The organism is Saccharothrix australiensis (assembly GCF_003634935.1).
GTDB classification, from domain to species: Bacteria; Actinomycetota; Actinomycetes; order Mycobacteriales; family Pseudonocardiaceae; genus Actinosynnema; species Actinosynnema australiense.
Window position 1 is genome coordinate 3,329,639 of sequence record NZ_RBXO01000001.1, and the last position, 22,824, is coordinate 3,352,462.

A 22,824-nucleotide genomic window follows, 5' to 3' on the forward strand; every position below is an offset into this window, starting at 1 on the left:
CCAGTACCTGGTCTTCCGTCACGACGTCATCGTGCCGAGCCGCGCAAGGGCGGACAAGTAGGGCATTTATTGTCAGGTAGGGACATTTTCGTCCTCACCCGGGGTCTCCGGCCAGGCCGTGGGCACTCGAACTGAACTCCTTGTCATATAACGGGAAACGTGCCACGTTGACGACTGTGGCATTGACGCTGATCCATGCCGACCCCTGGTGGGGCGGTGACCTGCTGGCCGGTCGACCGGAGCGGGACGTGTGGGCGGACGTCCGTCGCGAGTGGACGTTCGGCGCGTTGCGGGACCGGGTGGACGCCCTGAACGCCACCTACGGCGCGCACGGCGTGCGCCCCGGTGACACCGCGGTGCTGCACATGGCGCCCAGCCTGACCCTCCTGTGGTCGTTGCTCGCGCTGTGGTCGCGCGGCGCGCGGGTGGTCCTGGTCGACCACCGCGCGGGCCGTTCCCGGGTGATGCGCGACCTGGCGCGCACCCGACCCCGCTGCTACGTCCGCTCCGACGGTGCTCTGCCCGGTCGGTTCCGCGCCGAGTGCGGCATCCGCGTGGAGATCCTCGGCGGCGGTTCCGCACCGAGCACGCCGCATCGGCTGCTGCACCTGGACGGCCCTTCCCCGGTCGGCCGCACCGGACCGGACCTGCTCGCCGAGACCACCCGGTTGTCCGGGCTGGACGGCGCGCCGCGGGCCGGTGAGCGCGTGCTGGTGCTGGACGACCCGGTGAGCCCGGTGGGCGTCGTGGTCGGTCTGCTGCACTCGTTGCAGGCAGGGACCACACTGGTCTTCGGGCAGCACGACGACGTGTCGTACGCCCTGGCGGACACCGGGTGCGACGTCGTGTTCGCCCGCCCCGAGCGCATCCGCTCGCTGAGCACCGCCCCGCACGACTTCAAGACGCGGCCGAGGCTGGTCGTCGCCACCGGTCCGGTGTCCGAAGTGGAGCATGATCGGTTCGTCCGACGTCACGGCGTGTCCCTGGGCCGACTGCTGCACATACCCGGGGTCGGCGTGGTCGCGGCGGACCTGGTCGGCGCTCACCGGCCACCCGTCGTCGGGCCGTACTGCCGGGCGTCTCGTTGACCGCGCGGCACGGACTGCTGCGGGTCCGGGCGGCGGAGTCGCCGTTCCCGAGCCACGACGATGAGCGCTACCGCGACGGCTGGGTCCACACACGGGTGCGCGCCGACGTCGACGGGGGCGTGGTGCGCACCCGGCCGTGATGGAACCGGTCCCTGCCCCTCGGTCAGTCGGGGAGATGCGCGGACAGCACATCGAAGTAGCGTTGCGCGGACCAGGAAGACCTGTTGCCGATGACGTAGAGACGACGTTTCGCACGGCTCACCGCGACGTTGAGCAGGTTCGGTTTGCCGGCGGCCCAACGACGCGCGCCCGGACGCGCCGGATCGCTGCCCAGGACCAGCACCACGACGTCCGCCTGCTTGCCCTGCGCGGTGTGGACGGTGCCCGCCACCAGACCGGGGTACCGGTGGGACCGCGACGCCAACCGCCGGGCGACGTCCCGGAAAGGTGCCACGACCATGACCTCGGACATGTCGAAACCGAGGTCCGCCAACGCGGCCAGCACCCGGTCGAGCCGTTCGCCCTCCTCCGGTACCCAGTGGCCCTGGGACGTGCCGGACACGACGTCGATCCACTTCGACGGCGGCAACGACGGGAAGGCGCGGGCGAACCGCTCCCCGGCCGCCGGACCGGTACCGTTGATCATGAGGCCGTCGTAGGCGATGTCGTTGACGATGTCGAACATCGGTTGGTCGCAGCGCCGGTGGACGGTCAGCGGCACGCCGACCCAGGCCAGGCCGTCACCGTCGGGGAGGGAGGTGCCCAGCGGGGTCAGGCGGTCGGCCAGCCGCTGCACCGAGGTCCGGCTCGCGGACCACTCCTCGTCGACGCCGAGCTGCGTCCGGATGGCCTGTTCGGCGCGGAAGGGCAGGGTGGTCACCGGTTCGAGCTGCAGCGGGTCGCCGACGACGACCGCGCGCCGCGTTCGCCACAACGCGCCGACGGCGTTCTGCGGGGTCGCCTGACCGGCCTCGTCGACCAGGAGCCAGCCGAGGGCCGCGCGGCCGAGGTGCCCGAACAGCCGGGCGTAGGACGCGAACGTCGTCGACACCACCGGCACGACGAAGAACAGGCTGCGCCACGCTTCCAGCGCGGCGTCCTGGGCGACGTCCGACGGCGCTTCCCCCGAAACGAGGTCCATCGCGGCTTGCAGGTTGCGGCGCATCTCACCGGGCACGTGCCGCAGGAATGCCTTGTGCAGGGCCAACGCCGCCAAGAGCAACGCACTACGGGCCGCGTTCCACTCGGGATCGGTCCACAAAGCGGCCGATTCACGGCGTTCGCGGTCGTGGTACCACTCGTCGTCCGGGAAGTGTTTTTTCAGCTCCTCCGCGCCGGCCTCCCGGGTCCGCCGCGCGGAGTCGAGTTCGGCCTCGCGGTCGCGCAGCGCGCTTGCGGCCCGCTCCACGGCCCGCCGCGCCTCGTCCACGGCGTGCCGAGCAGCGGCTACCACGTTCCTCGCCCAGGTCAGCGAGGCCGGGGTGCCCGGTGCGGTAGGCATCGCCGGTAGTGGTGCCTGGTGGGCGAGGGCCAGTCCCGCCTGTGCCTGCTGGACCTGTTCGAGAAGAGCCGCGTCGTGTCGCTTCCACCGCCTGTACGACCTTCCGAAGGTGCGCAGCGACGACCATGTGCTCGGGCGTTGTTGTTGGTGCATCAGATGGGCCTGCCAGCGGGTGTCCACCAGGGATTTCCACGCCTCGACCGCCTGTTCGACGGATGTGCGGTGCTCGCGGGTGATCCGCTCGACCTCGGCCCGGTGCGCGGCCTGGACCGCCGTGAACGCGTCGTTGCCGCGCTCTTCCTCGGCGAGGGCGGTGGTGTGCCGGTGGTGTGCGGAGTCCAGTACTTCCTGGGCTTCGGCGACCGAGCGCCGGAGCGCCGCGACCTCATCGGTCAGCCGCTGGTGCCTCCGCACCGCCTGGTAGACCTCGTCCCTGCGCGCGCGGAGGGTGCTCACCAGCGCCTCCGCGGCGCGGAACTCCTCCACGGCGCTCCGCCAACCGGTCTCGGGTGCGCTGTTCTCGTAGGTCCTGAGGATGGCCAGGAGTCCGTCCCACGACTTGGGGTCGTCGTCCTTCCTCGTCTCGTACCAGAAGGCGTTCACGAACCGGCTGCGGTTCGCCTTGTTGCCCAGTCGCGCCGCGATCAGCGCCCACGCCGGAGCCGGGGACCCCTCCTGGTCGTCGTCCGCCTCGGGCTCGTCATCGGTCGTCAGCAGGTTGCCCGCGATCTCCGCGAAGTAGTCGACGGCGGCGGCTTGGGCACGCCAGGAGCCGTCGATCGCGTCCGCGGCCGGGATCTCGTCGGTGACGTTCTGCACGGCGCCGTTGTTGGACGACGCCACCACCACCTCGAACCCGACGAGGTCGGGGCGCCATTCGCTGACGACTCGCGTGCGCTGACCGCTCTTCCACCGCATCTTCCGGCTGGTGAACGCCTTGCGCGGGTCGCTGAGCACCGACAGCCGCCTCGCCCGCTCGACCACCAGCGCCGCGATCAGGTCGCGCAGCATCGTCGTCTTCCCGGTGCCCGGTGGCCCGTTGACGCCGACCACGCCGGCGTCGGACATGCTCAAGGCGGTGTTGACGGCGAGCTGCTGGTTCAACGCCAAGGGGTGCTCCGGGTCGCTCGGCCACCGGCCCGACGGCACGCGGTCGGGCGCGGTCGCCTCCAGCACCGCGTGGACGTTCTCGCGGACGTCCACGCGCCTGGCGGTGGAGATCGAGCCCTCCGGTGACAGGTACTCCCGCAGGGCCGCGCCGAAGTCGCCACTGGCCAAGCGCTCCGCCACGTTCCCCAGGTCGTCGACGATGAAGCTGTTGAGGAAGTCGTGGCCCGCCGACGCCGCCGTGCGCCGGGACACGACCTGGCTCCTGACGCGGATCTCACCCGGCCGCAGGATGACGCCCGTGCCCGTGGCCGCGACCGCTGCCGCGAGGCAGTCGGCCAGGTCGCCGTGGTCCAGGCTCCGCGGCGTGCGGGTGATCGGGACGCCTTCGCCCGAGCCGACGTCCTCGACCGCGACGATGTCCCGCCACTCCTCGGAGAACCCGTTGGCCGCCTTGTCGAAGCCGGACAGCCAGTCGACTCGGCCGCCCCCGTGCCGGACCACCTGCCCGGTCGCCCAGGCACAACCGGACAGCACGATCGAGTCGAGCACCGCCTGACCGCGCTCGTCCACCACGAACGCGGCGACCGCGCTCTCGCCGGCGGGCCGGTCGTCGTAGCTCTCCTCGTCGGGGGTGAACACGCGCGACAGCGCCTCGTAAACGCCGTCCAACTGGTAGATGCCCAGGTGGACGACGTGGCGCCAGGTCTGCTTGGCGGTGAGGCGGCGGCGGGCGAGGACGTGACCCGGCTCCCAGGGCAGCGGCTGGTCCGGCCGCACCGCGTAGACCATCCGCTCCCGGTCGACCTTGTCCACTTTCTGCGGACTGAACATCTCGACCGTGCGCCAGTACTCGACGACTCGGGCCCGTTTCGCGTCCGAATGCACGATTGCCGCTCCTCTCACCCCTGTGCGGCCAATGGGGCAGGAGATTACCGGCACTCCGAATGCGAACGATCTCCACAATCTGCCAAGAAGTGCGCCGCGTGGACGGCATGGGCGACACGCGCCGACTCCCGTGGTCCAGGGGCCCGAAGCTCGCCGTGTCCCAACCGGACCGCGCTTCCTCGTCGCTCGTCCGCTACGGGCCGGTGATGGTGGCGCGCACCTCGGCCGGTGCGTGGATCAGGTAGTGGCGGAGCAGGTTCGCGGTGGCCTTGGCGTCCGGAAGGGCGCGGTGGGCTGTGTCGTGGGTGTCGAGCAGGTTGGCTGCGGCGAGGCAGTCGCGCAGGCGGCGGTGGCCCGTCCGGTGGACGCGGTTGTCCAGCTTCATCGTGCACAGCGTCGCGACGGCGGCCGGTGGGTGGCCGGTGCGGCTGAATTCCGCGTCGAGGAAACCCATGTCGAACGGGGCGTTGTGGGCCACGACGACGGCGCCGGCCAGCCGCGCGGCGAGGACCGGTGCCAGGTCGGCGAAGGTGGGTGCGCCGGTGAGGTCGGCCTCGGTAATCCCGTGGACGCTCGTCGCGCGCAGCCGGCGGCGCGGGTCGACCAGCGAACTCCACTCGTCCAGCACGGTGCCGTCACCGGCGACGCGCACGACGGCGACTTCGATGACCCGGTCACGGCCACGTGCGGCGAAGCCGGTGGTTTCGACGTCCACGACGGCGTACTCGGCCGGGACGGCGGCGATGCGGCGCGGGATCGGCGGCGGCGCGCCGGTGATGATGTCCCCGTCTGCTTCGGGCAGGCGCTCGATCAGTTCGGCCAGCGTCGCGCGGGCTCCCGCCATGTCCAGGTGGCCTGCGGCGTAAGCGCGGATGCGCAAGTCGTCGCCCAAGTGGGCATCGTACTTGTCGACGACGGTGTCCGGCAGTGCGGCGGCGACGTCTTCGGCGGTGGTGCGGTCCTCCAAGAGCACTTGCCGGCACACCGCGCGCAGCTGGGCGGGCGTGCACTTCAGCACGGTGAGCGCGACGCCGTCGCGGACCGCCTCCACACCGGCCACGGTCAGCCAGGCGACGAGGGTGTCGAGGATGCGGTCCCCGCGCCACGGGAACACGATCGTGCTGTCGCCGGCGGCGAGCGCCGGTGTGGTGGCGAGGCCGAGGCGGCGGTAGGTGGCGCGACCCTCGTCGAGGAGCCGTTGGGCGGTGGCGTCGAGGTAACCGGGCACGTCGTCGGATTCGTAGACCTCGCGCATCCGGCGGCGGACGCCGTCGTGGATCTCGGCGGCGACCCCCTTGAACCTCGGTGCGCGGCCTCCGCGCGAGGGTTCGACCTCGATGAGCGACGCGCGCTCGTCGAGCGAGAGGATGCGCCAGCGCCGTCCCGCGAAGATGATCAGTGCGCCGATCGGCGTGGGTGTGGTCAGGTGCAGGGCACCCAGCGTTCGCGTGCCGTGGACCAGTCGGTACTCCTGCTTGTCGGCGAACACCGAGTAGAACGAGTGGTGGTTGACGATGCGCTCGCCCACCCGGCCGAGCAGGAGCAGCCCGTCGGGTTCCTGCTGGACCAGTTCGGCCCGGCCGAGGTCGCGCAGCAGGGCGACGAAGGTGGCCTGGTCGACCCGGGCGAACGGGCCACCGGCGCACAGCGACCGGAACAGCTCGACCGGTCGTGCGCCCTGGTGCTGGGCGATGACCGACAGGACCTGCTGGACCAGCGTCGACAGGTGCAGCGAGGAGGTGTCCGGCGGCTCGTACCAGTGGTCGGCGAGCAGGCTCATCGTCGCGACGGCCTGGAACAGCTCGGCCCGCAGTTCGTCCTGGGGCGTGATGTCGGCGGTGATCTCCTCGGCGGTCACGTACAGGCGCAGCACGGCGGGCTGCCCGCGCCGCCCGGACCGGCCGAGCCGCTGGCGCAGGCCGGCGACCGACGGCGGTGCGCCGATCTGGGCGACCGAGGTGACGGTGCCGATGTCGATGCCCATCTCCAGCGTCGAGGTGCACAACACGGTGACCGGCCGGTTGCTCCTGAGCAGTTCCTCGACGTGCTCGCGGACCTCTTTGGCAAGGCTGCCGTGATGGGGGAAGAACTCGTTGGGCACGGCGCGTTCCTCGCTGCGGCGGCGCAGGCGGTCGGCGTAGAGCTCGACGTCGCCGCGCCGGTCGAAGAACACCAGGTTGTTGCCGCCGCGCAGCTTCGCGAACAGGTGCTCGCTGATCTGCTCGACGGAGGTGCGCTCGTCCGCATCACCGTCCTCAGTGGACGTCGCTTGGCCGATGTAGCCGCGGATGATCGCCTTCGCCCCGGCGCCCTGGTGCTCGGAGGTGAGCAGGTGGACCTCGGCACGCCGGCCCGGCCGCAGGTAGTCCCGCGCGGACGCCATGTCGCCCAACGTGGCCGACAGCCCGACGCGAGGCACGCGGCGGCGGGTGGCCAGCTCGACGCGGTGCAGCAGCGACTGGAGCTGGGCACCGCGCTCGGTCCCCAGGAAGGAGTGCATCTCGTCGATCACGATCCACCGCAGCGCGCGCAGCAGCCGGCCGACCTCCATGCCGCGCAACACGAACATCGCTTCCAGTGACTCCGGGGTGATCAGCAGGATGCCGTCCGGCCGGTCGAGCACCTTCACCTTGGCGGAGCGGGGCACGTCGCCGTGCCAGCGGTGCACCGGCAGCCCGAGGTCCGCGCACAGCTCTTCCAGGCGGCGGTGCTGGTCGTTGATCAGCGCCTTGAGCGGCGACACGTACAGCACCCGGATGCCGCCGTCGTCCACCTCGTCGAGCAGCGCCGAGCAGATCGGCAGGAACGCCGCCTCCGTCTTGCCCGACGCGGTGGCCGCCGACACGATCACGTCCTCGGTGCCCTTGAGCACCAGGGGGATGGCGCGCTCCTGCACGTCGTTGAGGGCCTGCCACCCCCTTCGGTGGACCCAGCGGCGGACCTTCTCGTGCAGCCGGAAGAACTGCGAGGACGGTTGGCTGCCCTCAGAGTCGGAAGGTGGCCAGCTCATCGTCCACACCCTCGTCGCCGTGGCCCTGGTCGGCCAGGCCCCCGTGGTTCGCACTCCCGCCGTTCAGCCGCTCGCCGCCCGACGTCGGCGCTTCGAGCGGTTCGAGGTCGGGATTGGACTCCGCCGCCAAGCGCACACCGCCGACGAGTGGTTCCCAGGGCTGACCGGGGTTGTGCTCCAGGATGGAGAGCAGGTTGAGGAACTCGCGGATCGTGGTGCGCGGCGTGCGGAAGTAGGCGTCGCCGATGTTCTTCGAGCAGTGCCGCATGAACGCGTGCAGCGCCTCGTCCGGCACCAGGTACCGGGCCGGGTCGCCCGAGGCGTGCACGTGGCGCAGCTTGGTGAGCAGGACGTAGAAGTCCTCCTGCGTCAGGTTGCTCAGCCTCAGCACCGGTCCGGAGTGGTCCACCAAGCCGTCGGTGGCGAACGCGTTCTCCGCCAAGCGCGATTGGAGCGCTTCGTAGGAGTACAGGCCGCGCCGGGTGTCCATGAGGAACTCCGGCGTGCCGCCGAACAGGAAGCCGATGTGGGTGCTGATGCCCTGGAGGCTGTCGTTGACGATCCGCAGGATCTGCTCGTAGTTCGCCGAGCGGGCCTGTGACGAGGTCAGCTTGTAGAGGTTGACCATCTCGTCCAGGCACACCAGGAGCCCGCTGTACCCGGCCATGCGCACGAACCGGGACAGCAGCTTGAGCTGGTCGTAGAAGTTCGCGTCGTCCACGATCGTGCGCACGCCCAGCGCGGTTCGCGCCTCGGTCTTGGTGGTGAACTCACCGCGCATCCAGCGCACCGCGTCGATCTTGAGCTGCTCGTTGCCGGTGTCGTGCCCGCGCCAGTAAGCCTCGACCACGGTACCGAAGTCGTACCCGCCGACCAGTTCGGACAGCTCACCCATGCGCTCCCGGATGACGCTTTCCGGGGAGCTGCCCCGTTCGCGCGCGGTGGACAGGGACTGGGACACGAACCGCTCGACCACTCCCGCCAGCGCGCCGCCGTCCGGCTTGGCCGACGTGGACGCGTTGCGGGCCAGTTCCGCGTACAGACCGCGGGCCTGGCCGCCGGTCGCGTGCAGGCGGCGGTCGGGCGCGAGGTCCGCGTGCAGGGTCACCAGGCGCTTCTTCAACGCGGCTGACCTGATCAGGTTGAGGAAGAACGTCTTGCCCGAACCGTACTCGCCGATCACGAAGCGGGCCGTGGAGCCGCCGTCGGCGACCCGGTCGAGGTCGCGCAGCAACGAGTCGACCTCGCGCATCCGCCCGACCTGGACGTGCTGGTGCCCCGAGCGTGGCACGACACCGGCCCGGAGCGACTGGATGATCGCGTCGCGGTCACGAGGCCGGATGCGCGTGTCGTTCATGCGAGCAGTTCTCCCCTTGCGTAGTCGTTGATCACGAACCCGTCGCCGTCGTCCTCGATCAGCGGTTCGTCGGAGACCTCCACCGCCGCTTCGTTCACCACGTCCAGCGCGCCCTCGGGCAGCAGACCAGCCTCGGCGCAACGGGCTTCGAACTCGGCGCGGGACCAGGACGTCCGCGTCACCAGCACCCGCACCAAGGCCGAGTGCGCGGCGTCCAAGGGCCCGACGGCCGCCACGGCGACGACCGGGGCGGGCGGCGCCTCCTCGGGCTCGTCCTCGAAGACGTCCGAGAGCAGGGCCGCCACCGCCGCGCTCTCCCGCATCTTCGCCTCGACCAGCGCCGGGTCGAGGCGCACGGCCCCGGTCGGCTCCGCGCGCACCTCCGGTGCCGGTGGCAGGAGGTAGCCGGACGGCCCGGTGCTCGCGGGCAGCACCACGACGGGGTCGGTGGCGGGCGTGGGACGGGCCGACGCGGCGAGGGCGTGCAGTTCGGCGTACACCGAGTCCGGCTCCTGTCCCAGCAGCTTGTAGATCTTGCGCAGCGTGTCGACCTCGGCGGGCGAGACCACGCCGTCCACCGCGGCGATGGCGGTGGCGAACCCGGCGACCCTGGCTCGCTGCGCGGTGGTCAACGCGCCCAACCGCTTGGTCAGCCCGGTCAGCTTCAGCGTCGACGCCAACAGCCAGTCGAGGTGGGCGATCAGCCTGAGCCGTTCACCCGGCGTCAGGTGCAGGCTCGACTCCAGGTGCGAGACCAGGTGGTCGCGTTCGGCGGCGGACACGTCGTCGTCGGCGGCGGAGACCACGGCGGCCAGGTGCAGCAGCGTCGTCGCCGCGACGTACTCGGGCGTCGCGGTCGCCGGCTGCGCGGCGGTGAGCCGGAACAGCACGGCCGGTCCCGCGCTCTGCACCGGCCCGCCCATCCGCACGTCGGGTTCGAGCCCGACGCCCAACCGGTCGAGCAACTGCGCGACACCCACCGCGTCGGCCTTGACGAACTTGCCCGGCGTCCGCGCGGGCCACAGCGACGTCAGGTCCGCCAGTTCGAAGCGCGCCTGCCGCACGCCGTCGGGGAGGACACGTGCGACGAGTTCGCGCACGGGTGCCAGGCCGTCCGGCGCGGCGGTGAACAGCTCGTCGGGCAGCAGCGCCAACGCGGGCAGCGTCCCGGCCGCCTCGGGCTGCCGGCCGAGCAGGCGGCTGTAGGCGTCCAGGTCGTCCGAGCAGGACTCGACCAGCGCCTTGAGCGCCTTCGTCGGCGCCGCCGCCGTGATGACGTCCGGCAGGTCCGCGGTCACGGTCACCGTGTCGAGCCCCCCGCTGGCGGGCCGGTAGTCCACGGTCACCCGCGCCTTCAACGGGCGCACCACGAGACCTTCGCCGTGCCGTGCCCGGTAGCGGGTGGTGAACAACTCGCGGAACTCGTCCGGGCACCGCTTGGCCGGTGTCCTCGGGTAGATGTCGGGGTGGCTCATCGCCCACGACCAGGCCCAGTCCGCCGGGACGGGCCGCTTCGCGTCGGCGAACCGGCCGATGCCCGCGCGCAGGGCGGCCGGAGGTTGCCAGTGGTCGTGCTCGGCGGGATCGGGCGGCGCCTCGTTCCCGTCGCTCAGGAGCAGGCGCAGGACCTGTTCGAAACCGGTCGCGTACCCGTGGAACGAGCGGTTGTCACCGTAGAGGGAGCGCAGGCGGACGACCTCGTCGAGGATGGCCGGCAGGTCGGCCTGCGCGGCCGGGTCGTGGCGTGCGTCGACCAGCGCGCGCCGTTCCAGGCCGTAGAAGTACAGGAACACGTGGCCGATGTACGCGTCCGGGTCCCGCTTCCCGCCCTGCAACCAGCTCAGGTATGCCGCCCTGGCCTGCGGGGTGATCGAGTGGTAGGCGGGCCAGTAGCCCATGCTCCGACCCAGGAGGTCGGGCTTCTTCCAGTCGACCGGCAGCGTCGGGTCGATCACCTCGACGTGGCGGTCGTCCACTCGTTCGGAACGGTGGAGCTTCCCGAAGTAGAGCATCCCGCCCGGCAGTTCGCGCCCGTCCACCCGGACCGTCGTGCCGGCCGGGACCCAACTCGGCTTGCCGGTCTTGGTGCGGACCGGGGACGCCGGCGGTGCGGGCGGTGGTGGCGCGGCTGGCGGGGACGCGGGCGCTTGCGGCCGGGGTGCGGGGTCTTGCGGCGGTGCGGGCGGGTACGGCGCGGGAACCTGCGGCGCGGGCGGCTGGGGCGCGGTGGGCTGGGGCGCGGTGGGCTGCCGCAAGAGCGCTTGTGGCACGGGTGCTTGCGGCACGGGCGGGTACCCGGCGGACGGCTGCGGTGCGACGGGGTACTGGCCGGGAGGCTGCGGCCCCGGTGGGTACGGCGCCGGTGGGTACGGCGGGGGCGCCTGTGGCGGGGGAGTTTGTGGTGGCCACGGCATCGCAGGGTGCGGCGGCGGGCCCGGTGGGGGCATCGGCGGCGGTGAGGCGGGTCTGATCGCGAGTTTGCGCTTCAGCTTCTCGAACAGCCCCACCTGGCCCCCAAGCCTTCCACTGCCGCGCATTACGGCCCGTCCGCGGTGACGTTATCAGCGGCTACGTCGTATCGGCTCGGGTCAGTGTTAGCGGCCGAATGGGTGAATCGTGGGTTGAGGTCCGCCGTCGTCCGGTTCTGGCGAGTCACGTTGGTGCTGCGGTCGGCGGTCCTGGTGCGCTCCCTTCGCCGCCGTCGTGATGAGGTAAGGACGGGTGCACGGCTTCAGCGGGGTTCTCGGTGTCCAGCGGTGAACCGGGCAGTGCGTGCTCGGTGTACCGGTAGACGCCGGGGAAGTCCGTTGGTGTCCGTGCTGTCCGGAACAGCGACCCGGCTCACCGCCGGCGGGGTAGTAGCAGGTCGACCAGGCGTTGTCCGATGCCGATGCCGATCCCGGTCAGCAGCGCGGTCGCCATCGTTCGGGCGCTGCGGTCCACGGCCGGCATTGGCGCGGTCTCGGCTGCGACGTCGGTGTCGAGTGGCCCCGGGTCGACCGTTTCGGCAGGGGTGCCGCCCGGTCGGGGGATGCGGTGGATGCGGTGGGCCGCGTCCTCCAGGCGCACGGCGACTGCCTGTCCGTCCCAGGCCACCACCTCCAGTCGGCCCAGGTCGGCCAGGTCGGCGAAGCGGTGGTCGCCCGAGGCGACGACGAAGGTCCGGCAGCCGAGTGAGGCGTGCACGCGGCGGGCGTGTGCGAGCAGTGCTTCCTCTGCCGCGTTCGCCGACGGTGTCACGCGCAGTGCGGACACGTGCGACTCGGCGAGCATCGAGGCGGTCGGGTCGTCGGCCAGGTCCGCCCCGCCGTACCCGGCGACCGCGTGGTGCACCGGCCCGGCCGCGGCCAGCAGTGCCTCCACGCGGACTTGCAGGACGCGCCGTCGCGGTCGCACCGCACCGACGCTGTTCTCCAAGTCGATCAGCAGGACCCGGGGTTCTACAGCGGTTGGAGTCACCCGGTGAGTTTGGCGCAGGTTGCCCCGGCGGGGTGGGGGCACGCGCTCGGCACCTTGTTCTCCGGTCGATCGACGCGGTCAACGCGCCGGGCGCATGGTCAGCGGCGTTCCGACAGCGGATTCGTCACGCCCGTCAGGTCTTCGAGATGTGCGAGCACCGCGGCGGGGGTGAAATCGTCCCGCTGGTAGCGGTACGACATGTTTCCCCAGGTGTCGTACCCCACCATGGTCGCTTTGAGCCCTTCGACGTACAACTCGACCACCTCGCCGTAGGTGTCCCGGCCGAGGGCGTCGACGACCTGCGGCAGTTCGCTTTCGAGCCGCAGGAAGTCGCGCAGCTGGTCGTGCGCGTCGGCGCGCACCCGTTCCGCGGCTTCCGCTACCGGGATGCCCAGGGTGCGACTGACGACGAAGACGATGTTGTCCGTCCTGTTGTCGGCTCCCGCCTCTTTTTCGTAGGATTGCAGGTCGTTACTCATCGATGTCGTGCGGGCGATGTTCTTCCTCATCAGCCACAGGTGTGGATGGAACTTGATCTCCTCCGGCACCTCGTACTCCCCGATCCGCTCGGTGAGGTCGAGGGTGGACTGCACACCCACGTTGAAGTGTCGGCACTGCTTGTACTCGGTCAGGTCGTAGGTGGTCCCGAGCTTGCGGTGGGCAGCTTCGAAGAACTGGCCGTTGAAAAAATCCCGCCAATGCGCGGCCATCCGCTGGCACCAGCCGGCGGACATGCCCTGGACGACCCTGGACCAGATGTCGGCGAAGGCGACGTAGATGGGCTCGGTTCGATCCGTGACACCGCCCGTGAAGGTTATCCGGTTCAAGGGCTCGACCACGCGGAGGACGGCTTGCGGGTCCCATCCCAGCGCCACGTCGAACTGGTCGTCGAGGAAGAAGTAGAAGGTCATGAGGTCGACCGCCAACTCGACGCTTCGTTGATTGGCCTGCGCCCAGTGCAGGCAGGCCAGTTCGGGCATCATGGCGGCGTGCCAGTAGTCGGCCGCCTCATCGCTCTTCACCATGCCCATGCGGCGTGCCCAGCGGATGCCGTGGTAACGGGCCTGCTCGACGAAGGGCGCCATGCGGACCTCGAACGGGATTTCCAGTCCTGAAACGGGCATGATACTCCTGTCGTCCGGCCCGGTACCGCTCGCTTCGGTGGCGCAGCCGGCCTCGGGGATGACATGGGCAGAACCCGAAGAATTCGGGTGGTGTGCTCGCCTGCGCCGCAGCCGGCGGACGGCCGACTCGGCGTCGACTACGATCGGCCACCGGGGGCGATGACGAGTGCGGGGTCGCGCGGGAGCGACGAATGCGAAAGATTCCCGTGGGGCAAGCCGGGTGCCGTCATGCAGTATCCCCACGGGTGCCACTCGAATTCGGCCGAACTCGCGTCGGCGGCCCCGGCGCGGGGGTGTCACCGCCCTCCTCGGCGATGCGCATGGCCTCCTCGATGAGGGTCTCCACGATCCGGTGCTCGGGCACGGTCTTGACCACCTCGCCCTTGACGAAGATCTGGCCCTTGCCGTTGCCCGACGCCACACCCAGGTCCGCCCCCCGCGCCTCACCGGGACCGTTGACCACACAGCCCATCACGGCGACCCGCAGCGGCACCTCCAACCCCTCCAGACCCGCCGTGACCTGCTCCGCCAACGTGTACACGTCCACCTGGGCCCGACCACAGGACGGGCAGGACACGATCTCCAGCTTGCGCGGACGCAGGTTGAGCGACTGCAGGATCTGGTGACCGACCTTGACCTCCTCCACCGGCGGCGCGGACAACGACACCCGGATCGTGTCCCCGATGCCCTGCCGCAACAACGCACCGAACGCCACCGCCGACTTGATCGTGCCCTGGAACGCCGGACCCGCCTCGGTCACCCCCAGGTGCAACGGGTAGTCGCACCGCTCGGCCAACAGTTCGTAGGCCCGCACCATGACCACCGGATCGTTGTGCTTCACACTGATCTTCAGGTCGTGGAAGTCGTGCTCGGCGAACAACGACGCCTCCCACAACGCCGACTCCGCCAACGCCTCCGGGGTCGCCTTGCCGTGCTTGGCCAGCAACCGCGGGTCCAACGACCCCGCGTTCACCCCGATCCGGATCGGCGTGCCCCGGTCACGCGCCGCGGCGGCGATCTCCCGCACCTTGTCGTCGAACTTCCTGATGTTGCCGGGGTTCACCCGGACCGCCGCGCACCCCGCCTCGATCGCCGCGAACACGTACTTGGGCTGGAAGTGGATGTCCGCGATCACCGGGATCTGCGACTTGCGCGCGATCTCCGCCAACGCGTCCGCGTCGTCCTGCGACGGGCACGCCACCCGCACGATGTCACAGCCCGCCGCCGTCAACTCCGCGATCTGCTGCAACGTCGCGTTCACATCCGCCGTCACGGTCGTCGTCATCGACTGCACCGACACCGGGAACTCACTGCCCACCCCGACCGACCCGACCATCAACTGCCGGGTCTTGCGCCGCTCCGACAGCACGGGAGGCGGCAATGCCGGATCGGGCAGCGGAACGGACACCATGATACGAACCCTCCACGAAGTCGTCAGGCCGCGCACGAAGTCGTTCGGCCGCGCTGGGAGCAGGTGCTCGTCCGCGCTTTTTCGACGGTACGGCGGCGCCGGTCGCGACCGCCAGGGCTTGGTGTTGAACCGGTTGAAGAAGAGCTGCCGCCCGCGCTACCCGGCACGTGGCATCGCTTGGCTCAGAACTCGTTCCACGGCGGGGTTCCCGCGATAGCGCTGCAGTCTCCTGCGCAGCACCATGATGGCGCGGTCCACTCGACCGGAGTGCATGTACGGATAATCTTCGAGAAAACCTCGCCAGGCCGCACAGGCGTTCTCGACTTGTCCTTGCGCCAACTGCGAATCGGCCAGCAGGTGCGCGGTGAGCATCCGGGACCGGCGCTCCCTCCCCGGCCGATGCCCCAGCGACCGGAGCAGCCAGCGCTCGGACTCGCGGTAGTTCTTCGACAGCAGCATCGCCTGGCCGACGCGATAGGCAAGGTCGGCCTGGGGGGTCTGGCCCGGCCGACTGACGGTGTCGATCTTCTCCACTTGCCGCTCCGCGTGGGAGAGGAAGGTGGTCGCCTCCCTGCTGCAGGCGAGAGCGGCGTAGGCCACCGCGGCCTGCCCCAGGAACGCGGCATGGGTTTCGGGTGGCGCCACGCCCTTCGTCCGGTAGAGCGCCGCGCTCACCAGTTGAGCAGCCCGGGAGTGGTGGCCGAGGAAGCTCGCCTGGATGCCCATGTAGAACAGGGTTTCGCCGTGGCCCAGGGTGTCGCCTGCCTCCTCGGCCAAGCGCAGTGACACCCGGTAGTACCGTTGGGCGAGGTTGCAGTGCAGGCTGTCGAAGCACTTGAACCCCATCAGGCGCGTCAGGGCCGACGCCGCGGCCAGCAGTTCTCGGCGCTCCTGCCCGCCGGACGACGACCGCAGCCAGGTCAGGACGTCGGTGGCCAGGTACGCCTTGAGCGCGGACCGGCCGATGTCGCCCCCGAACGCCTGATCGGTCGAGGCGAAGGCGGCTGTCATGGCGACGAGTGCCGCCGTGTGGCCGGTGGGGGACTGCGGCACGCCGTGGTGGTGGCTCGGCCGCTCGGAGCCGGTCGGGTGCCACGGGCCGGTCACGGCCCAGTCGAGCCGGAACGGCTGCTGGTACAACCGCGATCGACGTACGGGGTCCAGGTCAGCCGTCACCAGGGCGTGCAGCGCGGTGGTGCCGGACGGCTCGTCACAGGTCGACGTCGTGGCGTCGGGGGCGGCGTCGGTCATGCCGATGTCGGCGGTGCTGACGAAACGGTCCAGGCGGCGTGACAGCGCCTCGGCGATGAATGCGGCGACGTGGGGCCGCGGTCTGGTGCCCCACAACCAGTGGGACACGGTGGTCCGGTCGTAGCGCAGGGTGATTCCGGATTCGGCCGCGACCCTGTTGACGGCCAGGGCAAGATTGTGGTTGGTCCATCTGGCCTCGTTCACAAGGGCGCGTAGGAGGGAATTCTCGGTGCGGTTCCTCGGTGACATGGAACTCCTACCGGTGCACATTCCATCTCAATTCGCACGGCTATCCAGGTGTGCGGGAATGTTGGGGCACACAAGTCCTGGTCCGCTTAGCTGGGAACGTGGGGCGCTTACAGTCAAGATGTCGAGGGATTTCCCTGCAAGCGGCGTTGGAGTGAACCGGCAGTTACAACCATTGGGGGCGAATGGATCGTGTGCCGGAGACGGGCTACGCCGAACGGCAGTAGGGCGACGTCCGGCGCTCAGTTGGCGGCAGGTCGCACCACCGCCGCTGCACAGGTGTTCTTTCACGGACGGCCACAGCTCCTCGTCGTCCGGTCGCCGCAGTGGACCGCGGTGAATCCGGGCATTGTGGGCCCGAACGGCGGGCATCCGGTTCAACGGGTTCAACACCCGGTCGACGCCACGGGTTGTGAATCCCGATGCCTCCTGCTCGAATGCTGGGGATGGTGGTTCCGGGCCGGTCGACGAGGCGTCGGCCGTACGGTCTCCTCGGGGAGTGATGCGTTCTGACCGCCTACAGCGAGGACACGGTCGACAACGCACGGACGGCGGACGCGCCGGGACCCCCGAAGAAGAAGAGCCGTTCGCGACTGCTGATGGACGTGGCGGGCAACATCGCCGCGGGCGCCGTCTCGCGCCAATCGGCGGGGTCGGAACCGACCCAGGACACGCCCGTCGAGGACAAGGAGCGGCGGCGAGCGCGGGCCGTCCGGGTCGCGCTCGAGCGGTTGGGCCCGTTCTACGTCAAGCTCGGCCAGATCCTGTCCACCCGGCCCGACCTCGTCTCCGATGTGCTGATCGACGAGTTGGAGAAGTTGCACGACGACGTGACGCCCAGCCCGTTCGGGGAGTTCGCCGCGATCCTGGACCAGGAGATACCCAGTTGGCGCCTGCGGCTCAGGACCATCGACGTCGTCAAACCCCTGGGGTCCGCCTCCCTCGCGCAGGTGTACCGGGTCACGATGGACGACGGTGGCGACGCGGTGGTGAAGATCCAACGCCCCCGGATACGGTCGCAGGTCCTCCAGGACATGAAGAAGATGCGCCGGGTCGCCCGACTCGTGGGCCGGTTGGCACCGCGTTTCAACGAACTGATCGACCTCGACGCGATGCTGCAGGTCATCTTCAACGGTATGCAGCCGGAGCTGGACTTCACCCTCGAAGCGCAGAACATGGTCGACGCCCGCCGGGTGGTCAAGGAGTTCAAGCACCTGACCGTGCCCAAGGTGATCGACGCGACCCCGAGGGTGTTGGTGCAGACATTGGCCCCCGGTGTGTCCATCGGTGACGCCGACCCGAACGCGTTCTCCGGGAAGGAGCGCAAGAAAATCGGTCGGGACCTCCTCGCCTTCATGTACCGCGGCTACTTCTCCGAACACGTGTTCCACGCGGACCCGCACCCCGGCAACATCTTCGTGCACCCCGGGAAGAAAGCCAACATCATCGACTGGGGAATGGTCGGGAAGATCGACCGCCACCTGGGCATGGTGCTCATCCTGGTACTGCTCAGCATCGCGCAGAACGACGCGCCGGCGACCGCCCGCAGCTGGATCGAGCTCGGGCACGCCACCTCGCGGGCCGACCTGCACGGCTTCTCCGGCGACATGTCGATGCTCATCCCGAAGATCTCCTCGGCCTCGCTGGAGGAGTTGAACTTCGGGGTCACCCTCAGCACCATCCTCATGTACGCGACCAGGCGCGGCGTCCACACCAGCCCGCACATCTCCCTGCTGGGCAAGTCGTTCGCCAACGTCGAGGGCTCGGTGCGCAACCTGGCTCCCGAGCTGTCCATGGTCGACGTCTTCGAGGACGCGATGGTCGAGATCATGGGCGACCTCTTCTCCGAAGTCCTGTCCAAGAAGCAGGCGGCGCGGTTCGCGCTGGACCTCGTGATCGGCGGCACGAGCGCGCTGGACTACCTGCGGAAGATCACTCGCGATCTCAACAACCGCGACGTCACCATCCAGCTGGGGGTGCTCAAGGGCAGGGGCTACCAGGAGGTCGGCCACGCGGCGAACATGATGTACATCGGCCTCGGCATCCTGATCGCCTGGGTGTGGACGCTTCGCACCCGCCGATAGGGCGCCGACAGCCCGTATCGGACGCGGGCCGACGACCGTGCCGCGGCCTCCGGCGCTCCCGCCGGCCCCACGGGGACGCCGGTGTCACCAGTCGTCGACGGCGTCCGCCGCACACCGGGGTCGCGGGGGCAGCCGGGGGAGCCCCGAGCGGCGCAGCCAGGCGATGTGGCCGCTGACGCAGTCCCGCAAACGCGACAACGTCGACCGGAGCGCGGTGTCCGCCCGTCGGTCGAGGAACTCGCAACCTCTGACGAACGCCGCCATGATCTCGTCGCGGCGCTGGACCGTTCGGTAGATCGCGACGTCCCACGGGTGCCCCTCGTGCCTCTCGATGCAGGTGGCGGCATTGAGCGGGAAAGGGCCGCTGCGCAACACCAACGGGTACAACGCCACATCGTGGTCCAGGCCGATGACGTCGACCGCGGCCAGGGCGAGTCGTCGTGCGGCGAGCGTCGCGGATGACCCGAGCCCCGGGTCGGACCGGCGGGGCAGGGTGAGGACGCAGAGCGCGGCGATACCGGACCGCCGCCGGGTCACGTAGTGCCCGAAGCCGGGAACCCCGTGTCGGGAGCGGCACCCGTACTCCCAGCGCCGGGCCACGACGTGGTTGCGCACGCGGGCGGTCCAGGCGTCGACGGCGGACGGGTGCAACCGCTCGACGCGTCGCGACAGGTCCGCCAGCGCCCGCGGCAGAGGACCGCCACCCGCCCCTCGTGCCCCGGGGCGCTGGAGCACGCCGAGCAACCGCTGGGCCAGGGCCGGGAAGTCCTCCACGTCGGGGCGGGAGAAGTCCTGGCGCGCGGCGGCCTCCAGGGCGAAGGACCACTCGACGAAGTCGCTCGCCAGTTGGGCGGTCCCGGCTCCACCGGCGGGGTCGAGATAGGGGCCGAGGCCGGACACGCCCCTCGGCAGGGCCGTGTCCGCGAACACCGTCGAGGACGCGGCCAGGCCCATGTCCCGCGCCCATCGGGCACTGCCGTCGACCAGTTGCGCCGCCAGCGGGTGCGGCCTCGCGGGGAACGGGCACCAGAACGGGGGACGTGGAGGTGTGCCGCGGGCGTGGGTCACGACCGCGCGGTTCGGCGGGCCGACCGCAGGGGGTGGAGGCGGTCATGCGTCTGGACCGCCGTGCCGCGCAGGTCCGCGGTACCGGGGCGCAGGCTCGTCAGCACGGTCCGGACGATCGACCGGGCGTCCAACCCCGCTCGGGCCAGCAGGGCGTCGCGGGAATCGTGGGGCAGGAACGCGTGCGGCAACGACACCGTGCGCACCCTGCCCGGACGGGGGGACGCGGCGGCTTGGTGCGCCAGGCGCGCGCCGAACCCACCGGTCTCGACGTTGTCCTCCACGGTGACGGTCAACTCGTGTGCGGCGGCCATCCGCGGGAGGCACGGGTTGAGCGGCACGGCCCACAACGGGTCCACCACCGTCGCGCCGATGTCGTGCCGGGCCAGCAGTTCGGCGGCCTCCAGGCAGACCCGTGCCAGGGGGCCCAAGCCGGTCAGCAGCACCCTGGCGTCCCGCGCGGTCCGCAGGACGTCGATGCCGTCGACTTCCGCGACCGCGGGGATGTCCGCCCCCACCGCACCCTTGGGGAAGCGCAAGGCCGTCGGGCCGGTGTCGGTGGCCGTCGCGGCGTCGAGCAGGGTCGCCAGACGAGCGGCGTCACGGGGCACGGCGACCCGCAGACCGGGAACCGCGGCCAGCAACGACAGGTCCCACACGCCGTGGTGGCTGGCCCCGTCCGGGCCCGTGACGCCCGCGCGGTCGAGCACGAACGTCACCGGGAGGCGATGCAGCGCCACGTCCATCAACACCTGGTCGAAGGCCCGGTTGAGGAACGTCGCGTACACCGCGACCACCGGGTGCAGGCCCGCCATCGCCAGGCCGGCGGCGCTGGTGACCGCGTGCTGCTCGGCGATGCCGACGTCGAAGACCCTGTCCGGGAACTCCCGGGAGAAGCCGAGCAGCCCGGTCGGACGCAGCATCGCCGCGGTGATCGCGACGACCTCCGGTCGCCGGCGCCCGATGTCGACGATCCGCTCGGCGAACACCGACGTCCAGTCGCGCGGTGACACCGATGTCGGCCTCCCGGTTCGGGGATCGACCACGCCCACGGCGTGCAGGCGGTCCGCCTCGTCGGTTTCCGCCGGCGCGTACCCCTGCCCCTTGACCGTCACGCAGTGCACGACCACCGGGCACCCCAACGCCGCGGCCCGGCGCAGCGCGGCCTCGACCGCGTCGACGTCGTGGCCGTCCACCGGCCCCAGGTAGGCCAGTCCCAGGTCCTGGAACAGGTTCGGCCCGCTGTGCCGATCCCCGGCCGCGCGCCTCAGCTCGGCGAGGTGTCGCGCCAGACCACCGCGGGTGGGCGCGTACGATCGGCCGTTGTCGTTGAGCACGACGATCACCGGCGCCGCGTCGTCGGTGCCCAGGTTGTTCAACGCCTCCCAGCCCATGCCCCCGGTCAACGCGCCGTCACCGACGACCGCGACCACGCGGCGGTGCGACTGGCCGCGCAACGCGAAGCCCCGGGCCAAGCCGTCCGCGTAGGACAAGGCGGTCGAGGCGTGCGAGTTCTCCACGGCGTCGTGGTCGGACTCGCTCCTGCTCGGGTAGCCCGACAGGCCACCGCCCTGACGCAGCCGCCCGAACCCGGCGCGACGTCCGGTGAGGATCTTGTGCACGTACGCCTGGTGACCGGTGTCGAACACGATCCGGTCGGAGGGCGAGTCGAACACCCGGTGCAGCGCGATCGTCAACTCCACCACACCGAGGTTGGGCCCCAGGTGGCCGCCGGCGCGGCTGACCCGGTCGACCAGGAACAGGCGGATCTCCTCGGCCAGCGACGCCAAGCGGTCCCGCGGCAGCGCGCGCAGGTCCGCGGGGCTGTCGACGCCCGCCAGGACGGAGGTGGTCGGTCGAACGGCCGGGCTGGTGGTCATGAGGTGGCTACCTTGCGTGGCAGGGCGAACTGGATGTCCTCGCGGGTGACCTGGCGGTCCTCCACGTCCACCGGTCCCAGGCCCGCCAAGGCGGCCACCACCTCCTCGACGATGCCGCCGGGAGCCGAGGCCCCCGCGGTGAGCCCGATCGCCTCCGCCCCGACCAGCCATTCCCATCGGATGTCCGTCGCGTCGTCGACCAGGTGGGCGGGTGTGCCGTCCCGGCGGGCGAGTTCCACCAGCCGCTGCGAGTTGGAGGAGTTGACCGATCCGACGACCAGCATCACGTCGGCGTCGCGAACGACGGCCCGGAGCGCGTTCTGCCGATTGGTGGTGGCGTAGCAGATGTCCTCGGAACGGGGTCCTCGGATGGCGGGGAACCTCTCCCGCAGGGCTCCGATGACCTCCTCGGTCTCGTCGACCGCCAGGGTGGTCTGCGTCAGGTAGGACACCCGCGCCGGATCGGGAACCCGCAGGGTGGCCACGTCGGCGACGTTCTCCACCAGCACCACGCGGCCGGGAGCTTCTCCCAGGGTGCCTTCGGTTTCCTCGTGCCCGGCGTGCCCGATGAACACGACCGTGTCGCCGCGCTGCGCGAAGCGCCGCGCCTCCGCGTGGACCTTGGTCACCAGGGGACAGGCGGCGTCGACGACGTCCAGCCCCCGGGCCAGCGCCGCGGAGTGCACCGCCGGGGAAACACCGTGCGCCGAGAACACCACCGGCACGCCGGGGGGAACGGTGTCGATCTCGTCCACGAAGACCACGCCCCGTCGTTCCAGGTCTCGCACCACATGGACGTTGTGGACGATCTGCTTGCGCACGTAGACCGGCGGACCGTGTTTGGCCAACACCTTCTCGACGATCTCGATCGCCCGCTCCACGCCCGCGCAGAACGAACGGGGGGAAGCCAACAGCACCCGCCGCGGCCCGAACACCCCGGCCGCGGTGCGCAACGCCGACCGTGCCGCGGCCCTGGCGCCAACGGCGTGGTCGGCAACCGCCACGGCGAGGCCGTGCCCGTCGACAGGGGTCCTGGCGACCAGCAGGGTGGCCGCGTCCCCGTCGCCTGGCCGGTCGGTGGCCACCGCGCCCAGCCTGGCGTCGAACCCCTGCCTGCGCAGCTCACCCCACAGCAGCCCGGCGGCCGGGCAGTGCACCGGTTCGCCACCCGGGGTGAAGACTGCCGTGGCCACCACGACCTCGCTGTCGACCACCCCGTCGATCGGCGTCTCGGTGATGTGGTGGTCAGGCGTTCGGGCGCTCATGGATCACACCTCGTCCTCGTCGCTGAGACGGTCTTCTCCGGAAGCGGCGCGTGCCGGCCATCTCGACACCGCCGCCGGCCCCGGACGG

Annotated in this window: 14 protein-coding genes; 3 read left to right on the forward strand and 11 right to left on the reverse strand. The window is 70.7% G+C overall.

Annotated features, from left to right (window positions below):
- The first annotated feature begins 176 nt into the window (after nt 1–176).
- Both C8E97_RS15200 and C8E97_RS34590 read left to right on the forward strand, forming a co-directional pair.
- Nucleotides 177–1,088, forward strand: coding sequence for an AMP-binding protein (locus C8E97_RS15200; RefSeq protein ID WP_342776276.1), 912 nt, complete (start codon nt 177–179; stop codon nt 1,086–1,088).
- On the forward strand, nt 1,085–1,228 hold the full coding sequence (locus tag C8E97_RS34590) for a hypothetical protein (RefSeq protein WP_170211864.1): 144 nt from the start codon (nt 1,085–1,087) through the stop codon (nt 1,226–1,228). Before C8E97_RS15200 ends, C8E97_RS34590 begins: the two co-directional genes overlap by 4 nt.
- A 23-nt stretch (nt 1,229–1,251) precedes the next feature.
- Here the strand turns inward: C8E97_RS34590 and C8E97_RS15205 are convergent, their stop codons facing one another.
- The 8 genes from C8E97_RS15205 to C8E97_RS15240 all read right to left on the reverse strand — a co-directional run bounded on the left by C8E97_RS15205 (nt 1,252) and on the right by C8E97_RS15240 (nt 16,445).
- Nucleotides 1,252–4,584 (reverse strand): DEAD/DEAH box helicase, encoded by a 3,333-nt coding sequence (locus tag C8E97_RS15205; protein WP_246018904.1) that lies wholly within the window; start codon nt 4,582–4,584, stop codon nt 1,252–1,254.
- Between the two features lie 193 nt (nt 4,585–4,777).
- A complete protein-coding gene (locus C8E97_RS15210) occupies nt 4,778–7,594 on the reverse strand; it encodes a DEAD/DEAH box helicase (protein ID WP_121006073.1) in 2,817 nt (938 codons plus the stop codon).
- Entirely contained in the window at nt 7,569–8,951 is a 1,383-nt protein-coding gene (locus tag C8E97_RS15215) for an ATP-binding protein (protein ID WP_246018905.1), read from the reverse strand. Before C8E97_RS15215 ends, C8E97_RS15210 begins: the two co-directional genes overlap by 26 nt.
- Complete coding sequence (locus C8E97_RS15220) at nt 8,948–11,488, reverse strand: tellurite resistance TerB family protein (protein WP_342776219.1); 2,541 nt, start codon at nt 11,486–11,488, stop codon at nt 8,948–8,950. The genes C8E97_RS15215 and C8E97_RS15220 overlap by 4 nt, the downstream gene beginning before the upstream one ends.
- A 304-nt stretch (nt 11,489–11,792) precedes the next feature.
- Complete coding sequence (locus tag C8E97_RS15225) at nt 11,793–12,347, reverse strand: hypothetical protein (RefSeq protein WP_147455124.1); 555 nt, start codon at nt 12,345–12,347, stop codon at nt 11,793–11,795.
- Nucleotides 12,348–12,508: 161 nt separating this feature from the next.
- Nucleotides 12,509–13,534 (reverse strand): terpene synthase family protein, encoded by a 1,026-nt coding sequence (locus C8E97_RS15230; protein WP_121006079.1) that lies wholly within the window; start codon nt 13,532–13,534, stop codon nt 12,509–12,511.
- Between the two features lie 226 nt (nt 13,535–13,760).
- The gene (ispG, locus tag C8E97_RS15235; protein WP_425470526.1) at nt 13,761–14,945 is read right to left on the reverse strand and encodes a flavodoxin-dependent (E)-4-hydroxy-3-methylbut-2-enyl-diphosphate synthase; all 1,185 of its coding nucleotides are present in this window, start codon (nt 14,943–14,945) and stop codon (nt 13,761–13,763) included.
- Nucleotides 14,946–15,101: 156 nt separating this feature from the next.
- Nucleotides 15,102–16,445 (reverse strand): tetratricopeptide repeat protein, encoded by a 1,344-nt coding sequence (locus C8E97_RS15240; protein WP_147455125.1) that lies wholly within the window; start codon nt 16,443–16,445, stop codon nt 15,102–15,104.
- A 602-nt stretch (nt 16,446–17,047) separates the two neighbouring features.
- On the opposite strand from C8E97_RS15240, the gene C8E97_RS15245 reads away from it, so the two are divergent.
- Complete coding sequence (locus C8E97_RS15245; RefSeq protein WP_211347020.1) at nt 17,048–18,526, forward strand: ABC1 kinase family protein; 1,479 nt, start codon at nt 17,048–17,050, stop codon at nt 18,524–18,526.
- Nucleotides 18,527–18,610: 84 nt separating this feature from the next.
- On the opposite strand, the gene C8E97_RS15250 is transcribed toward C8E97_RS15245, so the two are convergent.
- From C8E97_RS15250 to ispH, 3 genes are read right to left on the reverse strand one after another with little or no spacing between them, the layout of a single operon-like run.
- Nucleotides 18,611–19,594: a terpene synthase family protein gene (locus tag C8E97_RS15250; RefSeq protein ID WP_147455126.1), complete on the reverse strand. Its 984-nt coding sequence runs from the start codon at nt 19,592–19,594 to the stop codon at nt 18,611–18,613.
- Nucleotides 19,591–21,471 carry a 1-deoxy-D-xylulose-5-phosphate synthase gene (locus tag C8E97_RS15255; RefSeq protein ID WP_121006087.1) on the reverse strand — a complete coding sequence of 627 codons (1,881 nt, stop codon included), beginning with the start codon at nt 21,469–21,471 and terminating at the stop codon, nt 19,591–19,593. Before C8E97_RS15255 ends, C8E97_RS15250 begins: the two co-directional genes overlap by 4 nt.
- A complete protein-coding gene (gene ispH, locus C8E97_RS15260; protein ID WP_121006089.1) occupies nt 21,468–22,736 on the reverse strand; it encodes a 4-hydroxy-3-methylbut-2-enyl diphosphate reductase in 1,269 nt (422 codons plus the stop codon). Before ispH ends, C8E97_RS15255 begins: the two co-directional genes overlap by 4 nt.
- Nucleotides 22,737–22,824 lie beyond the last annotated feature (88 nt).